Below are 16,148 nucleotides of genomic sequence, written 5' to 3' on the forward strand. Positions count from 1 at the left end.
GATCAGCGGTTTGTCGCAGCTCGACGTGATGCGATTGCTCGACGTCTCGCTGTCCAAACCGGGCGGGATGATCGGTGCCGAGCGCATCCTGGCACGCGTCCGGGAGATCCTCGGCGACACCGTGATCGAAGACCTCGAGATACCGTTCACCGCGGTCGCCACCGATCTCGCCGCCGGGCGGCCGGTGTGGTTCCAGAAGGGCAGCCTCGTCGACGCGATCCGGGCCTCGATCGCGATCCCGGGAGTGATCCGACCCCACGAGGTCGACGGGCGACTGCTCGCAGATGGAGGCATCCTCGACCCGCTGCCCGTCGCGCCCACGTCCGCGGTCAGCAGCGACGTGACGATCGGCGTTGTGCTCGATGCCGACGACGGCGCAGAACACGGCGCGAGTCGAGCACCGAAGACCAAGGGCGTGATCCGCCGCAACATCACCCCGTTGTTGGAGAACGACTGGGTGCGCTCGGTGCGCGAACGGTTCGGCGTCGAGGCCGACGATTCCGGAAGCCACGACGCACCCGCGGAGGACACGCCCGCCGGGTCGGACGGATCCGACGACGTCGAGCCGCTGTCAACGTCGAGCGAGGTAGACGACGGCGCCAAAGCGGCTCCGATGGGCAGGATCGAGATCCTGTTGCGCTCGCTCGACATCATGTCAATCGCGCTGACGCGCTACCAGATCGCGGGGTACCCGCCGGACATTCTGATTCGAGTGCCACGTAAAGCCCTGCGCACGTTGGATTTCCACAAGGCGACGGAGATGATCGAGCTGGGTCGCACACTGACCGCCGAAGCGCTCGACAAGCTTCCGGAGGAGCCGTGATCTAAAGTGAAGCAGATTCCTCGCGGGATCTGGGTGTTGCTGGCTGCCAATGTGGTCATTGCTCTCGGCTTTGGTCTGATCGCGCCCGCGCTCCCGACTTTCGCGCGCAGTTTCGACGTCGGCTACACCGCGGTCTCAGCGGTGGTGTCGGCGTTCGCGGTGATGCGACTTGTCTTCGCGCCTGCCACCGGACGCCTGGTGACGGTCCTCGGCGAGCGTCGGATCTATCTGACAGGTCTGTTGATCGTCGCGGCGAGCACGTTGGCATGTGCGTTCGCGCAGAACTACATTCAGCTTCTGCTGTTCCGCGGTGCCGGCGGTATCGGTTCGACGATGTTCACGGTGTCGGCGATGGCCCTGCTGATCAGGTTGTCGCCCAACGAGATCCGCGGCAAGGTTTCAGGATTTTTCTCCGCGGGCTTTCTGATCGGCAACATCACCGGGCCGCTGATCGGCAGCGCGCTGGTCGGATTCGGACTGCGCATGCCGTTCGTGGTGTACGCCGTCGCACTGTTGATCGCGTCGGCAGTCGTCGCAACACAACTGCGCGACACCGCGGCGCCAGAGGTCTCCGACACTCCGCAACGAGGGGCGATGTCGCTGCGAACCGCGTTGCACGACAGCGCCTACCGCGCGATCATCGCGTCGAACTTCACTCAGGGTTGGGCGTCGATGGGCGTGCGCGTCGCGGTGGTGCCGCTGTTCATCACCGAGGGACTCCACGAGTCGGCCGCCATGACCGGTGTGGTGCTCGCCGTCTACGCGGCCGGCAATGTCGCCGCGATCCTGGTCGCGGGCAGGATGTCCGACAGGGTCGGTCGCCGACCGGTGATGCTTCCCGGCCTCGCCATCATGGCGATCTCGACGGCGCTGCTCGGGTTTTCGCCGAACATCGTCTTTGCGCTGGTGCTGTCGCTGTTCGCCGGAGTCGGGTCGGGGTTGTTCGCTCCGACGCATCAGGCCGCGCTCGCCGACGTTCTCGGCGCCAGACGCCAGGGTGGTTCGGCGCTTGCGGCGTACAGCATGTCGTCGGATCTCGGTGCGGTCACCGGACCACTGATCGTCGGGTTCGTTGCGGGAAGCGTCGGATTCGGCCCGGCATTCGTGCTGACGGGAGGGGTGGCCGCCGTGGCATTCGTCGCCTGGCTGTTCGCACGCGAGTCGGCGCCCGAGGCTGTCGGTGCCGTCCCGCGACTGCATCCGACCCAGCAGTCCGATCCCGACTCACCCTGACGCTCGGCGTCGAGCATGCACGGCCCTCGGCGACTAGATTTGACCCATGCCTGCGTCGACTGCCAGCAGTGACTACACACTCGGCTCAAACACAGAGGTCGGCCGACTGCGCGCGGTGATGCTGCACCGTCCCGGCGACGAACTGCTGCGCCTCACCCCGCGCAACAGCGACCAACTACTGTTCGACGGTTTGCCCTGGGTCGCCCGCGCCCAAGAGGAGCACGACGAGTTCGCGGAAGCACTCTCCGCGCGCGGCGTCGACGTCTTTCTCCTCGGTGATCTGCTGACCGAGACGCTAGACCACAGTGGTGCCGCGCGAATCCAGGGCATCGCTGCGGCGGTCAACTCGCGACTACTCGGGCCGCACCTCGCCGAAGAACTCGCCGGGTATCTGCGCGGGCTGTCCGCGCCGGAACTCGCCGACGTGTTGACCGCTGGGATGACCTTCGACGAATTGCCGTTGACCCCGGCCGCGGAGTCGGCGTCACTGGTGCGTCGGATGCACGTCGGGCCGGAGTTCGCCATAGCGCCGCTGCCCAATCTGCTGTTCACCCGCGACAGTTCTTTCTGGATCGGTCCTCGCTTCGCGATCACCTCGCTCGCGCTGCCCGCCCGCGTGCGAGAGACCTCACTGACCGATCTGATCTACGCGCACCATCCGCTGTTCACGGGTGCGCGACGCGCGTACGAATCACAGGTTGCACCCGTCGAGGGAGGCGACGTGCTGCTGCTTGCTCCGGGAGTCGTCGCCGTCGGAGTCGGTGAGCGCACCACTCCCGCAGGCGCAGAAGCCTTGGCGCGCAGCCTGTTCGCCGACGGACTGGCACACACCGCGCTGGCGGTTCCGATCGAGCAACAGCGCGCCTTCATGCACCTCGACACGGTCTGCACCATGGTCGACGCCGATGCCGTCGTGATGTACCCGAACATCCGCGACACCATGTCGGCATTCACGTTGCGCGACCTCGGCGACGGCGACGTCGACGTGAGCGGGCCGCGACCTTTCGTGGAGGCTGCAGCGGACGCGATGGGCATCGGCAAACTCCGCGTCATCGACACCGGCCTCGACCCGGTCACCGCCGAGCGCGAGCAGTGGGACGACGGCAACAACACCCTCGCCGTCGAACCGGGCGTCGTGGTCTCCTACAACCGCAACGTCGAGACCAACCGCAGACTCGTCGACTCGGGTATCGAGGTGATCGAGATCGAGGGCCGCGAACTCGGCTCGGGCCGCGGCGGTCCACGGTGTATGTCGTGCCCGCTGTCGAGAGATCCGCTCTGAGGTCGACGATGGATCTCGCCGCACAACTCGCCATCGACGCCGACTCCGATCGCGCACCCTTCGAGCAACTCCGCCTCGGTGTCATCGACCTCGTCACACGCGGAGAACTGCTTGTCGGAGAACGACTTCCGACGGTGCGTGCACTGGCCGCCGACCTCGACCTCGCCCCGAACACGGTCGCGAAAAGCTATCGCGAACTCGAGGCCGCTGGGATCATCGAGACCAGGGGCAGGCGCGGGTCGTTCATCAAGGCCGGATCGAACACGACGCTCGACGACGCGCAGCGCGCCACCGTCGAGCACGTCGAAGCGCTGCGCGCGATGGGAGTGGACGACGCCACGATCGTCGAACTGGTCACGCGGGCCGTCGGCGGCGATGCGCAGCCCGCCCGCTGAGCAACGTCCTGCTGGTTGAGCACGATCCCCGCTGGTTGAGCTACGTCTCGCTGGTTGAGCCTGTCGAAACCACACGGCCGCTGGTTGAGCTTGTCGAAACCACCCGCCGCTGGTTGAGCCTGTCGAAACCACCCACCGCTGGTTGAGCGACCCGCCGCTGGTTGAGCTTGTCGAAACCACCCCGCCCCGAAGGCTCAGCCCCAGCTCGGCAGCCAGAGCTGTTGGTGCCACTGTTCCGGCGAGATGGGGCTCGCGGTCAGGATCGGCCACAGCCAGGCGAAGTTCGCCACCACCAGCCCGATGTAGATCGCGACGACGATGATGCCGAGTGCCTGCCGTTCCGGCCGGGGTCTGCATGGCGACGATCTGGTCGTTCGCAGTATGTCGCCGCAACACAGTGCCAGGCCCATCACTAGGAACGGCGCGAGGACCGTCGCGTAGAAGAAGTACATCTGGCGGTCGAGTTCGGCAAACCACGGCAGAAATCCCGCTGCGTATCCGACGATCACTGCGGCGTATCGCCAGTCGCGTCGGATGAGAAAGGCCCACAACCCCCAGAGCAGCATCGGAAGCGCGAGCCACCACATCGCCGGCGACCCGATCAGCATCTGGGCCCGGACGCACTGGCCGCCGCCACACTGATCGGGCCCATTCTCGAGCGCGTACAGCATGGGGCGCAGGCTCATCGGCCAGGTCCATGGCTTGGACTCCCACGGGTGGTGGTTGCCTGCGGAGTTCGTCAGCCCCGCGTGGAACTTGAGCACCCCCGCCTCGTAGTACAAGAGTGATCGCCACGCGCCGGGAACCCACGCGAACGGGCCGTCGGTCCCGATCGTGTTGCCGACCTGGTAGCGGTACACCGACGTCTCGCTGGTGAACCACGGCACGAAGCTCGCGAAGTAGATGGCGATCGGCATCGCGACGAGGCTCGCGACACCGGGCACGGCGTCGCGGACAAGAGCGCCGGCCCAGGGACGTCGAACGTGATAGGCCTTCCGCGCGGCGACGTCGAATCCGATCACCAGCAGGCCGAAGAAGACGATGTAGTAGATGCCCGACCACTTCGTCGCACACGTCAGGCCGAGCATCACGCCCGCGGTGAAGCGGTACCACCGGAAACCCAGCCGGGGTCCGAACTGTGAGTCGTTGATGCGGCCGTCGAGGTAGGCGTTGAACATTCGCTCGCGTACCTGGTCGCGGTCGCAGATGACCGCGGTGAATGCGGCGACGACAAACAGGCACTGGAAGATGTCGAGCATGCCCATGCGGGACTGCACGAAGAGCACGCCGTCGCAGATCGCGAACACCGCGGCGATCGTCCCGACGAGCGTCGACCGTGCCATACGACGCACGACCCGATAGATCATCACCACGATCGCGACGCCCGCGACCGCGGACATGACCCGCCAACCGAGCGGGCTGTAGCCGAACATCCACTCGCCGACGGCCAACAGCCATTTGCCGACCGGCGGGTGCACCACGAGCCCGTAGGCCGGATTGTCCTCGATCCAGTTGCCGCCGGTCAGCACCTGCCAGCCCTGCGGAACGTAATGCTTCTCGTCGAAGACCGGTGTGGCCTGGTCTGTGGGGTGGTTCAGCCCCCAGAAGCGGGTGGCGATGGCCACCAGGGTGATGATCAGGCCGACGATCAGGCCCCGCCTGCGGTCGGGTGCGCCGAAGAGCGGCACCTCGATTTCGGGGTCGGGCCGCACTCGCGTCGAACGCAGGGCAGCCACTTTCAGCAGGCGTCCACGGTCGGGTGTCGGATCGGCGGCGGGCGCAGCGATGGGGCCGTCGACGATGGTCACCCGGCCCATCGTAATGGGCCGCTCGTACAGTGATTCGCATGAATCCCGCTCCGGACGTGTCAGATACCGACACCGGCAACGGCCGACTCGTGCTGGCTGCGACGCCGATGGGCCAGGTCGACGACGCGTCGTCGCGGCTACGGCACGCCCTCGCGACCGCCGACATCGTGGCCGCAGAGGACACCCGACGCACCAAGGCGCTGGCCCAGGCGCTCGACGTCACGATCACCGGGAACATCGTCAGCTACTACGACCAGGTCGAGGCCGCGCGCACCCCGGCACTCCTCGATGCGATCCGCGCCGGAAGCACCGTGCTGTTGGTCACCGATGCGGGCATGCCCTCGGTCAGCGATCCCGGGCACAAGATCGTCGCAGCATGTGCGGCAGCGGGTCTGCGGGTGACGGCACTGCCCGGACCGTCGGCCGTGACCACCGCGCTGGCGGTATCGGGCCTGCCGTCGGATCGCTTCTGCTTCGAGGGGTTCGCGCCACGCAAGCACCAGGCGCGGCTCGACTGGCTGGCCCAACTCGTCGACGAACCGCGCACCGTGGTCTTCTTCGATTCGCCCCACCGCCTCGCCGACACCATCGCGGACGCCGTCGACGTACTCGGACCCGATCGCGAGGCGGCCGTGTGTCGGGAACTGACGAAAACCTATGAGGAGATCCGCCGGGGCCCGCTCGCCGACCTCGCGCAGTGGGCCGCCGAGGGTGTCCGCGGCGAGATCACCGTCGTCGTGGCGCCGGGGGAACGTCGGGTACCCGCCGTCGACGACCTCGTCGAGCAGGCCGAACGGCTCGTCGCGGGAGGTCTACGACTCAAGGAGGCCTGCGCGCAGGTCACCGAGGGTACGGGCGTATCGCGGCGCGACATCTATGAGGCGGTCCTGGCTGCGCGGTCGGAAGTCGATTGAGCGTGCCGACGGTGTCGGGGGCGGGGCGGTGCGCGGTGGTGCGGAAAGTGGGGGAAGGGTTTTTCCCCGGGTTGTTGACGTTTCCCCGCGACGTTTTGCGGGGAAAGGTTCGAAACTAGCGGAAGGGTTTCTTCCCCTACTTTCTGCGGGGCGCGGCGCCCGGCCCGGGGCGCGGCGCCCGGCCCGGGGCCCGGCGCGGTGGTGCGGAAAGTGGGGGAAGGGTTGCTTCCCTGGGTTGTTGACGTTTCCCCGCGACGTTTTGCGGGGAAAGGTTCGAAACTAGCGGAAGGGTTTCTTCCCCTTACTTTCCGCGCCGCGAAACGCGCGGAAGTCGACGCCGCCACAACCGCGACGGGACCACGAAGCCCGCAGACGACGCCGGTCAGTCGGGGACGACGGTCAGCGTCACGTCGGTGGCAAGGCGGTACGGCCGACTCGACACCAGGGCGCCGACGACGCGGCGTAGGCGCGACATCTCGGACCGGACAGACACCTCGTGGGTCGTGTCGCCGAACAGAAACCTGCTCAACTGCGCCGAGGTGAGGCCCGCGCGCCCGGCGTCGGAGAGCAGTAGCAGGATTTGCGCGTGACGCCGCGTGACGACAATGGTGATGTGGTCGGGGCCGTCGGTGACGTGAATCGACGGTTCGCCACGGAGGTCGAGCTCGATGAGGATCGGACCGGCCGGCCCTGACGGACGTACCACCCAACCGCCGTCGACGCGCTCCGCGATGCACACGCCCAGCCCGGCCACGAAGCGCATCTCACCGTCGCCCGGTGGGGCTATCCGGGTCGGGGCGATCACTCCGCGGCTGTCCGCAACGAGACCGTCGTCGTCGACGAGGAGCGCGGTCTTGAAGGCGGACAACGTGGTTCGACCGGTTTCACGCAGTCTGCTCAATCTGCGCTGGTGCTCGTCGGAGACGACACGTGCGCAGCACTCCGCGACCGACGCGGCGAGCATGAGCGTCGCGGGCTGCACGGCATCCATCTGCCCGGCGAAGGCGATCACCCCGGCGACCTCGCCGGTGACCCGATCGTGCACAGGCGCCCCCGCGCAGTACCACTCGCCCAGCGCATGCGCATAGTGCTCGGCGGGGTAGACGCGCTGCGGTCGCGGGTCGGCGAGTACTTGTCCCACCACCGTCGTCGCGGCCGATTCTTCATCCCAGCGCGCACCCTCCCGGATGTGCAACGCGTACGCGCGGTCGCGGAGACGGGAATCGGCTTGTCCCCAGAGCATCACGCCGTCGGCGTCGAACATCCCATATACGAGATCGGCGTCGTCGATGCTTGATTCGACGATCGCCTGTGCGGCTGTTGCCGAGTGGCGTAGCGAACTCTGTTCACGCCGACGATCGAGTTCGTCGTCGTTGACCACTTTGGGTTGGTGGGTGTCGCGGCTGTGCCCTCGCGTACGTGCCCGCAGCCATGACTCGAGAACGGGTGTCGGCGGCGCATAGTCGTCCGGATAGCAGTGCGGAGACGGTGTTGCGCCGGTTGATTCATCGATGATGGACGCTCGGATATCGGCGAGGTCGGACGTCATCTCGGCTGCCTGCTGCACGCTCGCGGCCCGATTCATGCCGACTACGTTAGCCGAGCACGCTCGGTCGCGCGTTGACCACACTTGCTGCTTTGTCGAGGCATTCCTGCCATTCCCGACGCGGGTCCGAATCCGCGGTGATTCCGCCACCCACGCCCAGTGCCATCGAGCCGTCGGGTGTGATCTCGACGGTCCGAATCGCGACGTTCAGGTCGAGTAACCCTCCGGGGCCTGCCAATCCGACGGCTCCGCAGTACACCCCTCGTGGGTCGCGCTCCCAGTCGGTCAGCAGTTGCATTGCCCTGAGTTTGGGTGTTCCGGTGACCGACGCGGGAGGGAACGTCGCGTCGAGTAAGGCCACATTGCCGATCTCCGGAGGGAGTTTGGCCCCGACCCGCGAGACCAGGTGCCACACACCGGGCGCGCCGACGATCTCGAGCAGCCTCTCGACGCGCACCGAGCCGGTACGTGCCACCCGACCCAGATCATTGCGTACGAGGTCGACGATCATGATGTTCTCGGCGATGTCCTTCGACGACGCCGCGAGCAGCGTCGGGTCGTCGCCCGCGGCGATCGTGCCCTTGATGGGTGCCGACCATACGCGTTCGCCGCGTCGGGACAGGAAGGTTTCGGGTGAGAAGCTCGCCACTGCGCCCCAATCGCCCTGTAGGAAAGCGGATTTGGCGGGTCGCGTACGCTCTGCGAGATCGGCGAAGAAGCTGCACGCCGATCCGGTGAGCGTTCCGGTGAAGCGGGTACACAGGCACGTCTGGTAGATCTCACCCGCGCCGATGGCGTTCAGGCACTGCTCGATCGCGGCGACGTGTGGTCGGGGATCGGGCGGTGTCCACCGCGTCGACCACAGTTGCGTTGCGTCGTCGACTTTCGTTGCGGCAGCGGCCAATACCTTGCGCACCCAGTCCGGTGCAGCCGCGCCGGAGGCACTGACGAACTGCCAGTGTCCGTCATTGAGCACCAGGAGATGATCGGTCTCGCCACCAGCAATCGTCGGCAATGCTGATTCGACGCCGCGCACCGGAAAACCCAGATATCCCAACCAGAATCGTTCCGGACGATCGGGCGGTGCATGGCCCGGGCGTACCTCGATCGAGGGTGCGATGACCGCGTCGGCGTCCCACCAGTCGCCCACAAGCGCTGCGGGAGGCGGTGATCCGCGACGCGCGGCGGCCAGCTGCAGCGAACGTAGCAGGTCCGTCGCGGTCGGGGTCACCACGTCACCGCACAGTTGCTCACGCGTCGCGGCGCGGGAAAATCACTGTGGGCTTGGGCAATTGGGTTCCCGGCGCGAGGCGATCGTCGACGGTCGTGAAGTCGCGCTCGTCGCCGACGGCCAGCAGGTCGAGCAGTGCGTTGCACGACGTCGGCATGACCGGTTGCGCCAGCAGTGCGACGACGCGGACCACCTCGGCGCACACATAGAGCACAGTGCCCGTCCGGTCTAGGTCGGTCTTCGCGAGCTTCCACGGCTCCTGCGCCGAGATGTACCGATTGGTCTGCGCGAGCACCGACCACAGTGCCTCGAGTCCCAGATGGATCGCCTGTACGTCGAAGTGGTCGCGCACGTGCGGCAGCAGTTCGGTTGTGGCGTCGAGGATCTCGGCGTCAGCCTCGGTGTAGGTGCCAGGGGTCGGAACCGCGCCGTCGAAGTACTTGCCGATCATCGACAGCGTGCGCTGCGCGAGATTGCCGAACTCGTTGGCGAGGTCGGCGTTGACGCGCGCGGTCATGCTCTCAGCAGAGTACGAGCCGTCTTGGCCGTAGGGCACCTCGCGCAGCAGGAAGTAGCGCAGCTGATCGAGGCCGAACTCGTCGATGAGGCTTTCCGGATCGACGACGTTGCCGATCGACTTGCTCATCTTCTCGCCCTTGTTGAACAGGAAGCCGTGCGCGAAGACCCGCTTGGGCAGTTCGATTCCTGCACTCATCAGAAACGCCGGCCAATAGACGCAGTGGAAACGGATGATGTCTTTACCGATGATGTGCAGATCCGCCGGCCAGTACCGCTCGAATGTGGCGGCGTCGTCGGGGAAGCCGACGCCGGTGAGGTAATTGGTGAGTGCGTCGACCCACACGTACATGACGTGATCGGCATGCCCTGGCACCGGGACACCCCAGTCGAATGTGGTGCGCGAGACCGACAGGTCGGTCAGGCCACCCTTGACGAAGCTGACCACCTCGTTGCGTCGGACGTCCGGTCCGATGAACTCCGGGTGCGATTCGTACAGTTCGAGCAGCCGGTCCTGATACGCGGAGAGCCGGAAGAAGTAGGTCTGCTCCTCGGTCCAGGTCAGGACATGCCCGTTGTCGGAGGCCACGCGTTCGCCCGAGTCGTTGACAGTGGTGTCGGCCTCGGCATAGAAAGTCTCGTCGCGGACGTCGTACCAGCCCGAATAGGTGTCGAGGTAGATGTCGCCCGCGTCGGCCATGCGCGTCCAGATGACTTCCGACGCCCGCTTGTGGTCGTCGTCGGAGGTGCGGATGAAGCGCTCGTAGCTGGAGCCGAGGCGGTCCTGCAGAGCCTGGAAGCGATCGGAGTTGCGCTTGGCCAGCTCCGCGGTCGGGATGCCTTCCTTCTCCGCGGTTTGCTGCATCTTCTGCCCGTGCACGTCGGTTCCGGTGAGGAATCGGACGTCGAATCCGTCGAGACGCTTGAACCGCGCGAGCGCGTCGGCCGAGATGTACTCGTAGGCGTGCCCGATGTGCGGTGCGCCGTTGGGATAGGCGATGGCCGTCGTGATGTAGTACGGGCGCCCGGCGCCGTGTGATGTACGCGTGTCGGTGCTGGTCAGATCAGTGGGCATAGTGCCTGCCAGGATACTTGGTCGCCTCGAGCGCGAGCGCCCACGTACCCTGAGTCCTATGGTGATGGCTGATCGACCCGAGGTAGAGACCGCGTCCAAGCCGGTCGCGGCGCTGACGATGGTTGGCCTCGGCGAGAGTCTGCTGAACGGTCTCGCACGGGTGCCCTTCTCGAAACCGTGGAAAGGGCCTGCCGGACTGCTCGACAACGTCGGCCAGTCCGTCACCAGGAACACCATCCGCGCGTTCATGGGGTACTCGATGGGACTGCCCATCGAGGAGTTCCGCTCGATGGAGAAAGCGCTCGACGACATCTGCAACGTCGTCCTGCCGCCGGTCATCGAACTCGCGGGCAAGGTCGAGATCACCGAAGACGAGATCAACGGCGTCGCGGGGATCTGGTGCCGAGCCAAGGCCAGCACCGACGCCTACGTCGACGACGACGACGCCAAAGAATCCATCGGCGCAACGGTCCTCTACCTGCACGGCGGTGGATACATCGGTACGACGCCGATCATGTACTCCGCCTTCGCCGCCGCGCTGGTCCGGATCACCGGTTTCGAGATCTTCATCCCGGATTACCGGATGGCCCCCGAATTCCCGTTCCCGGCAGGGGTTCTCGACGCCGCCGACGTGTATCAGGGTCTCCTGGACAGGGGGATCGACGCCGACCATCTGATGGTGGCAGGGGATTCTGGCGGTGGTGGCCTCGCGACGTCGTTGATCAGTTATCTGCACAACAAGGACATGCCCCGGCCCGCGGCACTTGCGCTGTTCTCGCCGGAGATCGACCTGGACCTCGACAATGCGTCGGTGACCGAGAACGCCAAGTACGACATCCTGCCCTGGAGCATCCCTGTCACCCCCTATCTGCACGGCGTGCAGCCCAACGACGTCAGGGTGTCGATCGTCTACGCCAACCCGAGTCCCGACTGGTTCCCGCCGACGTTCGTCTGTTGGGGTGAGGACGAGATGTTCCGCGACGGCATCCGCGACTTCGTCGGAAAACTCGAGGCCAACGGCGTCGGGGTGTACGGGTACGAGGGTCGCGGTATGTTCCACGTCTTCCCGATCCTGATGCCGTGGGCAGAAGCGTCGAAAGACGTTCTGCGAGAACTGCGTACGCGCATCGCGCGCAACATCAAGCCCGACCCGCAGGCCAAGCCGACGCACTGAGGCCTCGGCCGCCTTCGCGGCCGAGGCGCGTCAGTCGCGGTGATACGGCTCGCAGCCCACCGGTGCCTTCGGTGGTTCGCGGTGCTCGATCTCCGAGATGTCGCGTGTCACCGGGTGTTCCTCGGTCAACGTGAACTTCTCACCGTGGTGCGCGAGGTCGATCTTCGGCCCCGAGATCAGACGGTACGTCGCCGTTTTCTTGTCGACGGCGACGATGATCTTCGAATCTCGCACCGTCATACGGAAGGACATGTACGTCAGCCGCGGTGGGAGCCTCGGCGCAAACGTGATGTGGCCACCGAAGTCACGCATACCGCCGAAGCCGGCCACGCAGTCCATCCACGCACCCGCGAGCGCGGCGATGTGCAGACCACTGCTGACGTTGCTGTGCAGGTCGTGCAGGTCGGTGAACACGGATTCGGCGAGCAGGTCGTAACTGAGATCCAGGTAGCCGACCTCGGCCGCCGTGACGGCCTCGCAGCACGCCGACAACGACGAGTCGCGAACGGTGAGCGGATAGTAGTAGTCGAAGTTGCGAAGCTTCTGTTCCTCGGTGAACGCCCGACCGAACATGTACATCGCGAACACGAGGTCGGCCTGCTTGACCACCTGTTTGCGGTACAGGTCGTAGTACGGATAGTTCAGCAGCAGTGGGTATTTGCCCACCGACGCCGCGAAATCCCACGCACCGAGCAGGGTGAACGCCTCGCACTGCTGGTGCACGCCGAGCGCTTCGTCGAACGGGATCGTCATGTCGTCGGCGCACGATTCCCAATGCGCCGCTTCGGCATTCGTCACGCCATACTTCTGCGCGAGGTCGGGTCGGCGATGCACCCACGCCACACCGTCGCGAAGTGCCAGTTGCGCAGCGAGATTGGTGAACACGTTGTTGTTGACGACGGCGGTGTACTCGTCGGGGCCGGTCACGCCGTCGAGGCGGAAGCGTCCGTTGACGTCGTGATGCCCGAGACCGGCGAACAGGCGGGCGATCTCGACGAGGAGTTCGACGCCGCACTCGGTTTCGAACTGTTCGTCCTCGGTGGCGCGCATGTATCGCGCGGTCGCGTTGGCGATGTCGGCGCTGACGTGCACACCCGCGGTACCAGCGGGCCAGTAGCCAGAACACTCGTCGCCGTTGATGGAGCGCCAGGGGAACATGGCCCCGCGCTGTCCGAGTTCAGCTGCGCGTGACTTCGCTTTGTCCATCGTCGAATGGCGCCAACGCAGTTCCTCACCTGCTGCCGCCGGGACGGTGTAGGTGAGCATGGGCAGGATGAAACTCTCGGTGTCCCAGAAGGTATGGCCGTCGTAGCCCGGTCCGGTGAGCCCCTTCGCGGGAATCGCGCGCGATTGTCCGCGCGCACCCGCCTGCAGCACGTGGAAGAGCGCGAAGCGCACCGCCTGCTGCACCTCGGGATCGCCGTCGAGTTCGATGTCGGCGTCGCGCCAGAAGTCGTCCATGTAGGCGATCTGCATGGCCTTCAACGATTCCCAGCCGGTTTCCATCGCCATGGCGAGCGCAGCGTCGACCTGTGCGCGAAGTGCGGGCACCGACCGTCGCGCCGACCATCCGTATCCGATGTACTTGGTCATCTTCAGCGACGTTCCCTCCGGAACGTTCGCCGCGATGGTCAGGCGGGCCAGATCGTCGTCGGCGCGAATGAAACTGTCTGCGGCGCCGGGGAAGTCGATCTGGTGGTCCATGCCCGCAGCCATGTGCAGCCCGGACTGTTTGGTGTGGTGGACCAGGATGCCCCAGTAGTTGCGACAGGTCGCGAGGTCGGAGACGAGCGGCGACTCGAGCGCGGCGGCAAGTCGGGGATCGTTGCCCGGCACGGGAACCGGCTCGTTGGCGAGCAGATCGGACTGCAGCACGATCTTCATGTCTTCGCCGACGGGTTCGACTTCGTAGTGGATCGCGGCGATGGTGCGCTTGGTGAACGACACCAGCCGTTCGGATTTGATACGCACCGTGCGGCCGGTCGGCGACGTCCACAGAGTGTTGCGACGCAGCGTCCCGGTACGGAAATCGAGTGTCTGCGAGTGCTCTTCGGTGCGGCCGTAGCGAAGATCCATCGGCTCGTCCTCGACGAGGAGACGAATGATCTTGCCGTCGGTCACATTGACGACGGTCTGGCCCGATTCCGGGTAGCCGTAGCCACTTTCGGCATACGGCAGATCCCGCAGCTCGTAGAAGCCGTTGAGATAGGTGCCGGGATGGTCGACCGGCTCACCCTCTTCGAAGCTCCCGCGTAGCCCGATGTGTCCGTTCGACAGCGCGAACAGTGTCTCGTTTCGGCCCAGCGCGTCGAGATCGACTCCGCGCCAATGCAACTGCCACGGATCGATGTCGAATCCGTGGCTCTGTTCTACGGTGCGGCTCATGCGGGGATCAACTCGTCGAGATCGTTGACGACGATGTCGGCACCCGTGGTGCGCATCGCCTCTGCCTGGGTGCCGCCGACCCGGTCGATGCCGACGACATAACCGAAGTGGCCTGCCACCCCCGCCTGCACACCAGAGATCGCGTCCTCGAAGACGGCTGCTGCCGTCGGTTCGACACCCATTAGTTCTGCCCCCAAGAGAAATGAGTCGGGCGCGGGTTTCCCGCGCAGTCCACGTGCGGCCGTTTCTTGCCCGTCCACCCGCACTTCCACGTACTTCGACAGCCCGGCAGCGTCGAGGACGGCTTCTCCGTTCTTCGACGATGTCACCACCGCTATGCGTAGGCCGGCATCCTGGGCGGCCTGCAGGTAACGCACCGACCCGGGATACGGATTCACGCCGTCGCTGGCGAGCTTGGCCAGGAACATCTCGTTCTTCTCCGACCCGATGCGCTCGGTCGTCGCGTCGTCCACATCGTCGATGCCACGCGACGACAAGAACGCGCGCACACCGTCCTCGCGTGGACGACCGTCGACGTAGTCGAGGTAGTCCTGTTCGGTGAACGGCACGAAGTCGTCGCCGTCGCGGTCACGCAGGAAGTCGTCGAAGGCGGCTTTCCACGCAACGCGATGTAGGACGGCGGTACTTGTGAGAACACCGTCGAGGTCGAATAGGGCGACCGAGATCTGTTCTGGCAAACCCAACACGTCCGACACGCTACCCGCCTGGGCAGTCCACGGCGCGGTATGCGAGCAGACCACGCGTCGAGTCCAGGCGCTCGGCGGCGCGTCGGACCTGCGCTCGACGGCCAGACGTCCGTCGTCACAAATCGCTGGACAACCCTCGGGCGCGGCGGCAAGCATGAGGACATGTCATCAGCGCAGCAGTCCCGACGTTTTGCCCAGGTCGACGTGTTCAGTTCAAAACCGTTGCGTGGCAACCCCGTTGCCGTCGTGATCGACGGCGACGGGATCTCCGACGACGAGATGGCGGCATTCGCTCGTTGGACTAACCTTTCCGAGACGACGTTCATCCAGTCTCCGACCGACCCCGGCGCCGACTACCGGCTGCGCATCTTCACTCCCGGCGGCGAACTCCCCTTCGCGGGACACCCGACGCTGGGGTCGGCGCACGCATGGCTCGCTGCGGGCGGATCGCCGCGCGGGGCGAACGTCGTCCAGGAGTGCGGCGTCGGACTGGTGACGATCCGTCGTGACGGCGATCGGTTCGCCTTCGCGGCGCCCCCACTGCGCCGATCGGGCCCGGTCGACGACGCCCTCGTCGACGAGGTGCTGCCCGCGCTCGGGCTCTCACGTGAGCACGTCCGCGCCGCGGAATGGATCGACAACGGCCCTCCCTGGTTCGTGCTCGAACTCGACTCCGCGCAGCGGGTGCTCTCGGCGCGACCCGACCTCGCGGCGCTGGGCGCGTACGACGTCGGCCTCCTCGGCCGCTACGAGTCCGGACACCCCGACGATCCCGGCGTCGAATTCGAGGTTCGCGGACTCGCCGGCGGCGAGGCCGTCGGAGAAGATCCCGTCACCGGCAGCCTCAACGCCGGCATCGCGGTGTGGCTTCGGTCGAACGGCCGTGTCGGAGCGAGCTACGTGGCCTCGCAGGGCACCGTCGTCCAGCGTTCGGGCCGAGTCCACATCGACGACGACGGCGAGCACATCTGGGTCGGCGGGCAGTCGACCACGGTCATCAGCGGGACCGCCGATCTCTGATCGCCTGATCTCCGATCTCTGATCTCTGATGGGGGGCGC

The 16,148-nt window shown here is 66.1% G+C and carries 13 protein-coding genes; 7 read left to right on the forward strand and 6 right to left on the reverse strand.

What is annotated here, in order from left to right; all coding sequences use genetic code 11:
- The 4 genes from A5777_RS03665 to A5777_RS03680 all read left to right on the forward strand — a co-directional run.
- On the forward strand, positions 1-823 hold an 823-nt coding region (locus A5777_RS03665), incomplete at its 5' end, for a patatin-like phospholipase family protein (protein ID WP_064861664.1).
- A gap of 6 nt (positions 824-829) precedes the next feature.
- Positions 830-2,056: an MFS transporter gene (locus A5777_RS03670; RefSeq protein ID WP_064861665.1), complete on the forward strand. Its 1,227-nt coding sequence runs from the start codon at positions 830-832 to the stop codon at positions 2,054-2,056.
- Between the two features lie 46 nt (positions 2,057-2,102).
- Complete coding sequence (locus A5777_RS03675) at positions 2,103-3,338, forward strand: arginine deiminase (RefSeq protein WP_064861666.1); 1,236 nt, start codon at positions 2,103-2,105, stop codon at positions 3,336-3,338.
- Between the two features lie 8 nt (positions 3,339-3,346).
- Positions 3,347-3,733 (forward strand): GntR family transcriptional regulator, encoded by a 387-nt coding sequence (locus tag A5777_RS03680; RefSeq protein ID WP_005207160.1) that lies wholly within the window; start codon positions 3,347-3,349, stop codon positions 3,731-3,733.
- Between the two features lie 194 nt (positions 3,734-3,927).
- On the opposite strand, the gene A5777_RS03685 is transcribed toward A5777_RS03680, so the two are convergent.
- Positions 3,928-5,550, reverse strand: a complete 1,623-nt coding sequence (locus A5777_RS03685) for a dolichyl-phosphate-mannose--protein mannosyltransferase (RefSeq protein WP_082933536.1) — start codon at positions 5,548-5,550, stop codon at positions 3,928-3,930.
- 29 nt (positions 5,551-5,579) lie between these two features.
- On the opposite strand from A5777_RS03685, the gene rsmI reads away from it, so the two are divergent.
- Positions 5,580-6,455: a 16S rRNA (cytidine(1402)-2'-O)-methyltransferase gene (gene rsmI, locus A5777_RS03690; protein ID WP_039856150.1), complete on the forward strand. Its 876-nt coding sequence runs from the start codon at positions 5,580-5,582 to the stop codon at positions 6,453-6,455.
- Positions 6,456-6,837: 382 nt separating this feature from the next.
- Here rsmI and A5777_RS03695 read toward each other — a convergent pair whose 3' ends face one another.
- The 3 genes from A5777_RS03695 to metG are packed head-to-tail and all read right to left on the reverse strand — an operon-like array spanning position 6,838 to position 10,823.
- Positions 6,838-8,040, reverse strand: coding sequence for a GAF domain-containing protein (locus tag A5777_RS03695; RefSeq protein ID WP_064861667.1), 1,203 nt, complete (start codon positions 8,038-8,040; stop codon positions 6,838-6,840).
- Positions 8,041-8,050: 10 nt separating this feature from the next.
- The gene (locus A5777_RS03700) at positions 8,051-9,232 is read right to left on the reverse strand and encodes an aminodeoxychorismate synthase component I (protein WP_064861674.1); all 1,182 of its coding nucleotides are present in this window, start codon (positions 9,230-9,232) and stop codon (positions 8,051-8,053) included.
- Between the two features lie 19 nt (positions 9,233-9,251).
- On the reverse strand, positions 9,252-10,823 hold the full coding sequence (gene metG / locus A5777_RS03705) for a methionine--tRNA ligase (RefSeq protein ID WP_064861668.1): 1,572 nt from the start codon (positions 10,821-10,823) through the stop codon (positions 9,252-9,254).
- A gap of 58 nt (positions 10,824-10,881) precedes the next feature.
- On the opposite strand from metG, the gene A5777_RS03710 reads away from it, so the two are divergent.
- Positions 10,882-11,997: an alpha/beta hydrolase gene (locus A5777_RS03710; protein ID WP_064861669.1), complete on the forward strand. Its 1,116-nt coding sequence runs from the start codon at positions 10,882-10,884 to the stop codon at positions 11,995-11,997.
- Positions 11,998-12,027: 30 nt separating this feature from the next.
- On the opposite strand, the gene A5777_RS03715 is transcribed toward A5777_RS03710, so the two are convergent.
- Positions 12,028-14,382 carry a glycoside hydrolase family 65 protein gene (locus tag A5777_RS03715; protein ID WP_064861670.1) on the reverse strand — a complete coding sequence of 785 codons (2,355 nt, stop codon included), beginning with the start codon at positions 14,380-14,382 and terminating at the stop codon, positions 12,028-12,030.
- Positions 14,379-15,089, reverse strand: coding sequence for an HAD family hydrolase (locus A5777_RS03720; protein ID WP_064861675.1), 711 nt, complete (start codon positions 15,087-15,089; stop codon positions 14,379-14,381). Before A5777_RS03720 ends, A5777_RS03715 begins: the two co-directional genes overlap by 4 nt.
- Positions 15,090-15,251: 162 nt before the next feature.
- Between A5777_RS03720 and A5777_RS03725 the strand changes: the two genes are divergently transcribed.
- Positions 15,252-16,109 carry a PhzF family phenazine biosynthesis protein gene (locus tag A5777_RS03725; protein ID WP_064861676.1) on the forward strand — a complete coding sequence of 286 codons (858 nt, stop codon included), beginning with the start codon at positions 15,252-15,254 and terminating at the stop codon, positions 16,107-16,109.
- The last annotated feature ends 39 nt before the right edge of the window (positions 16,110-16,148 follow it).

Origin of the sequence: Gordonia sp. 852002-10350_SCH5691597 (genome assembly GCF_001665715.1) — a bacterium.
In the GTDB taxonomy this organism is placed as follows: domain Bacteria; phylum Actinomycetota; class Actinomycetes; order Mycobacteriales; family Mycobacteriaceae; genus Gordonia; species Gordonia sputi.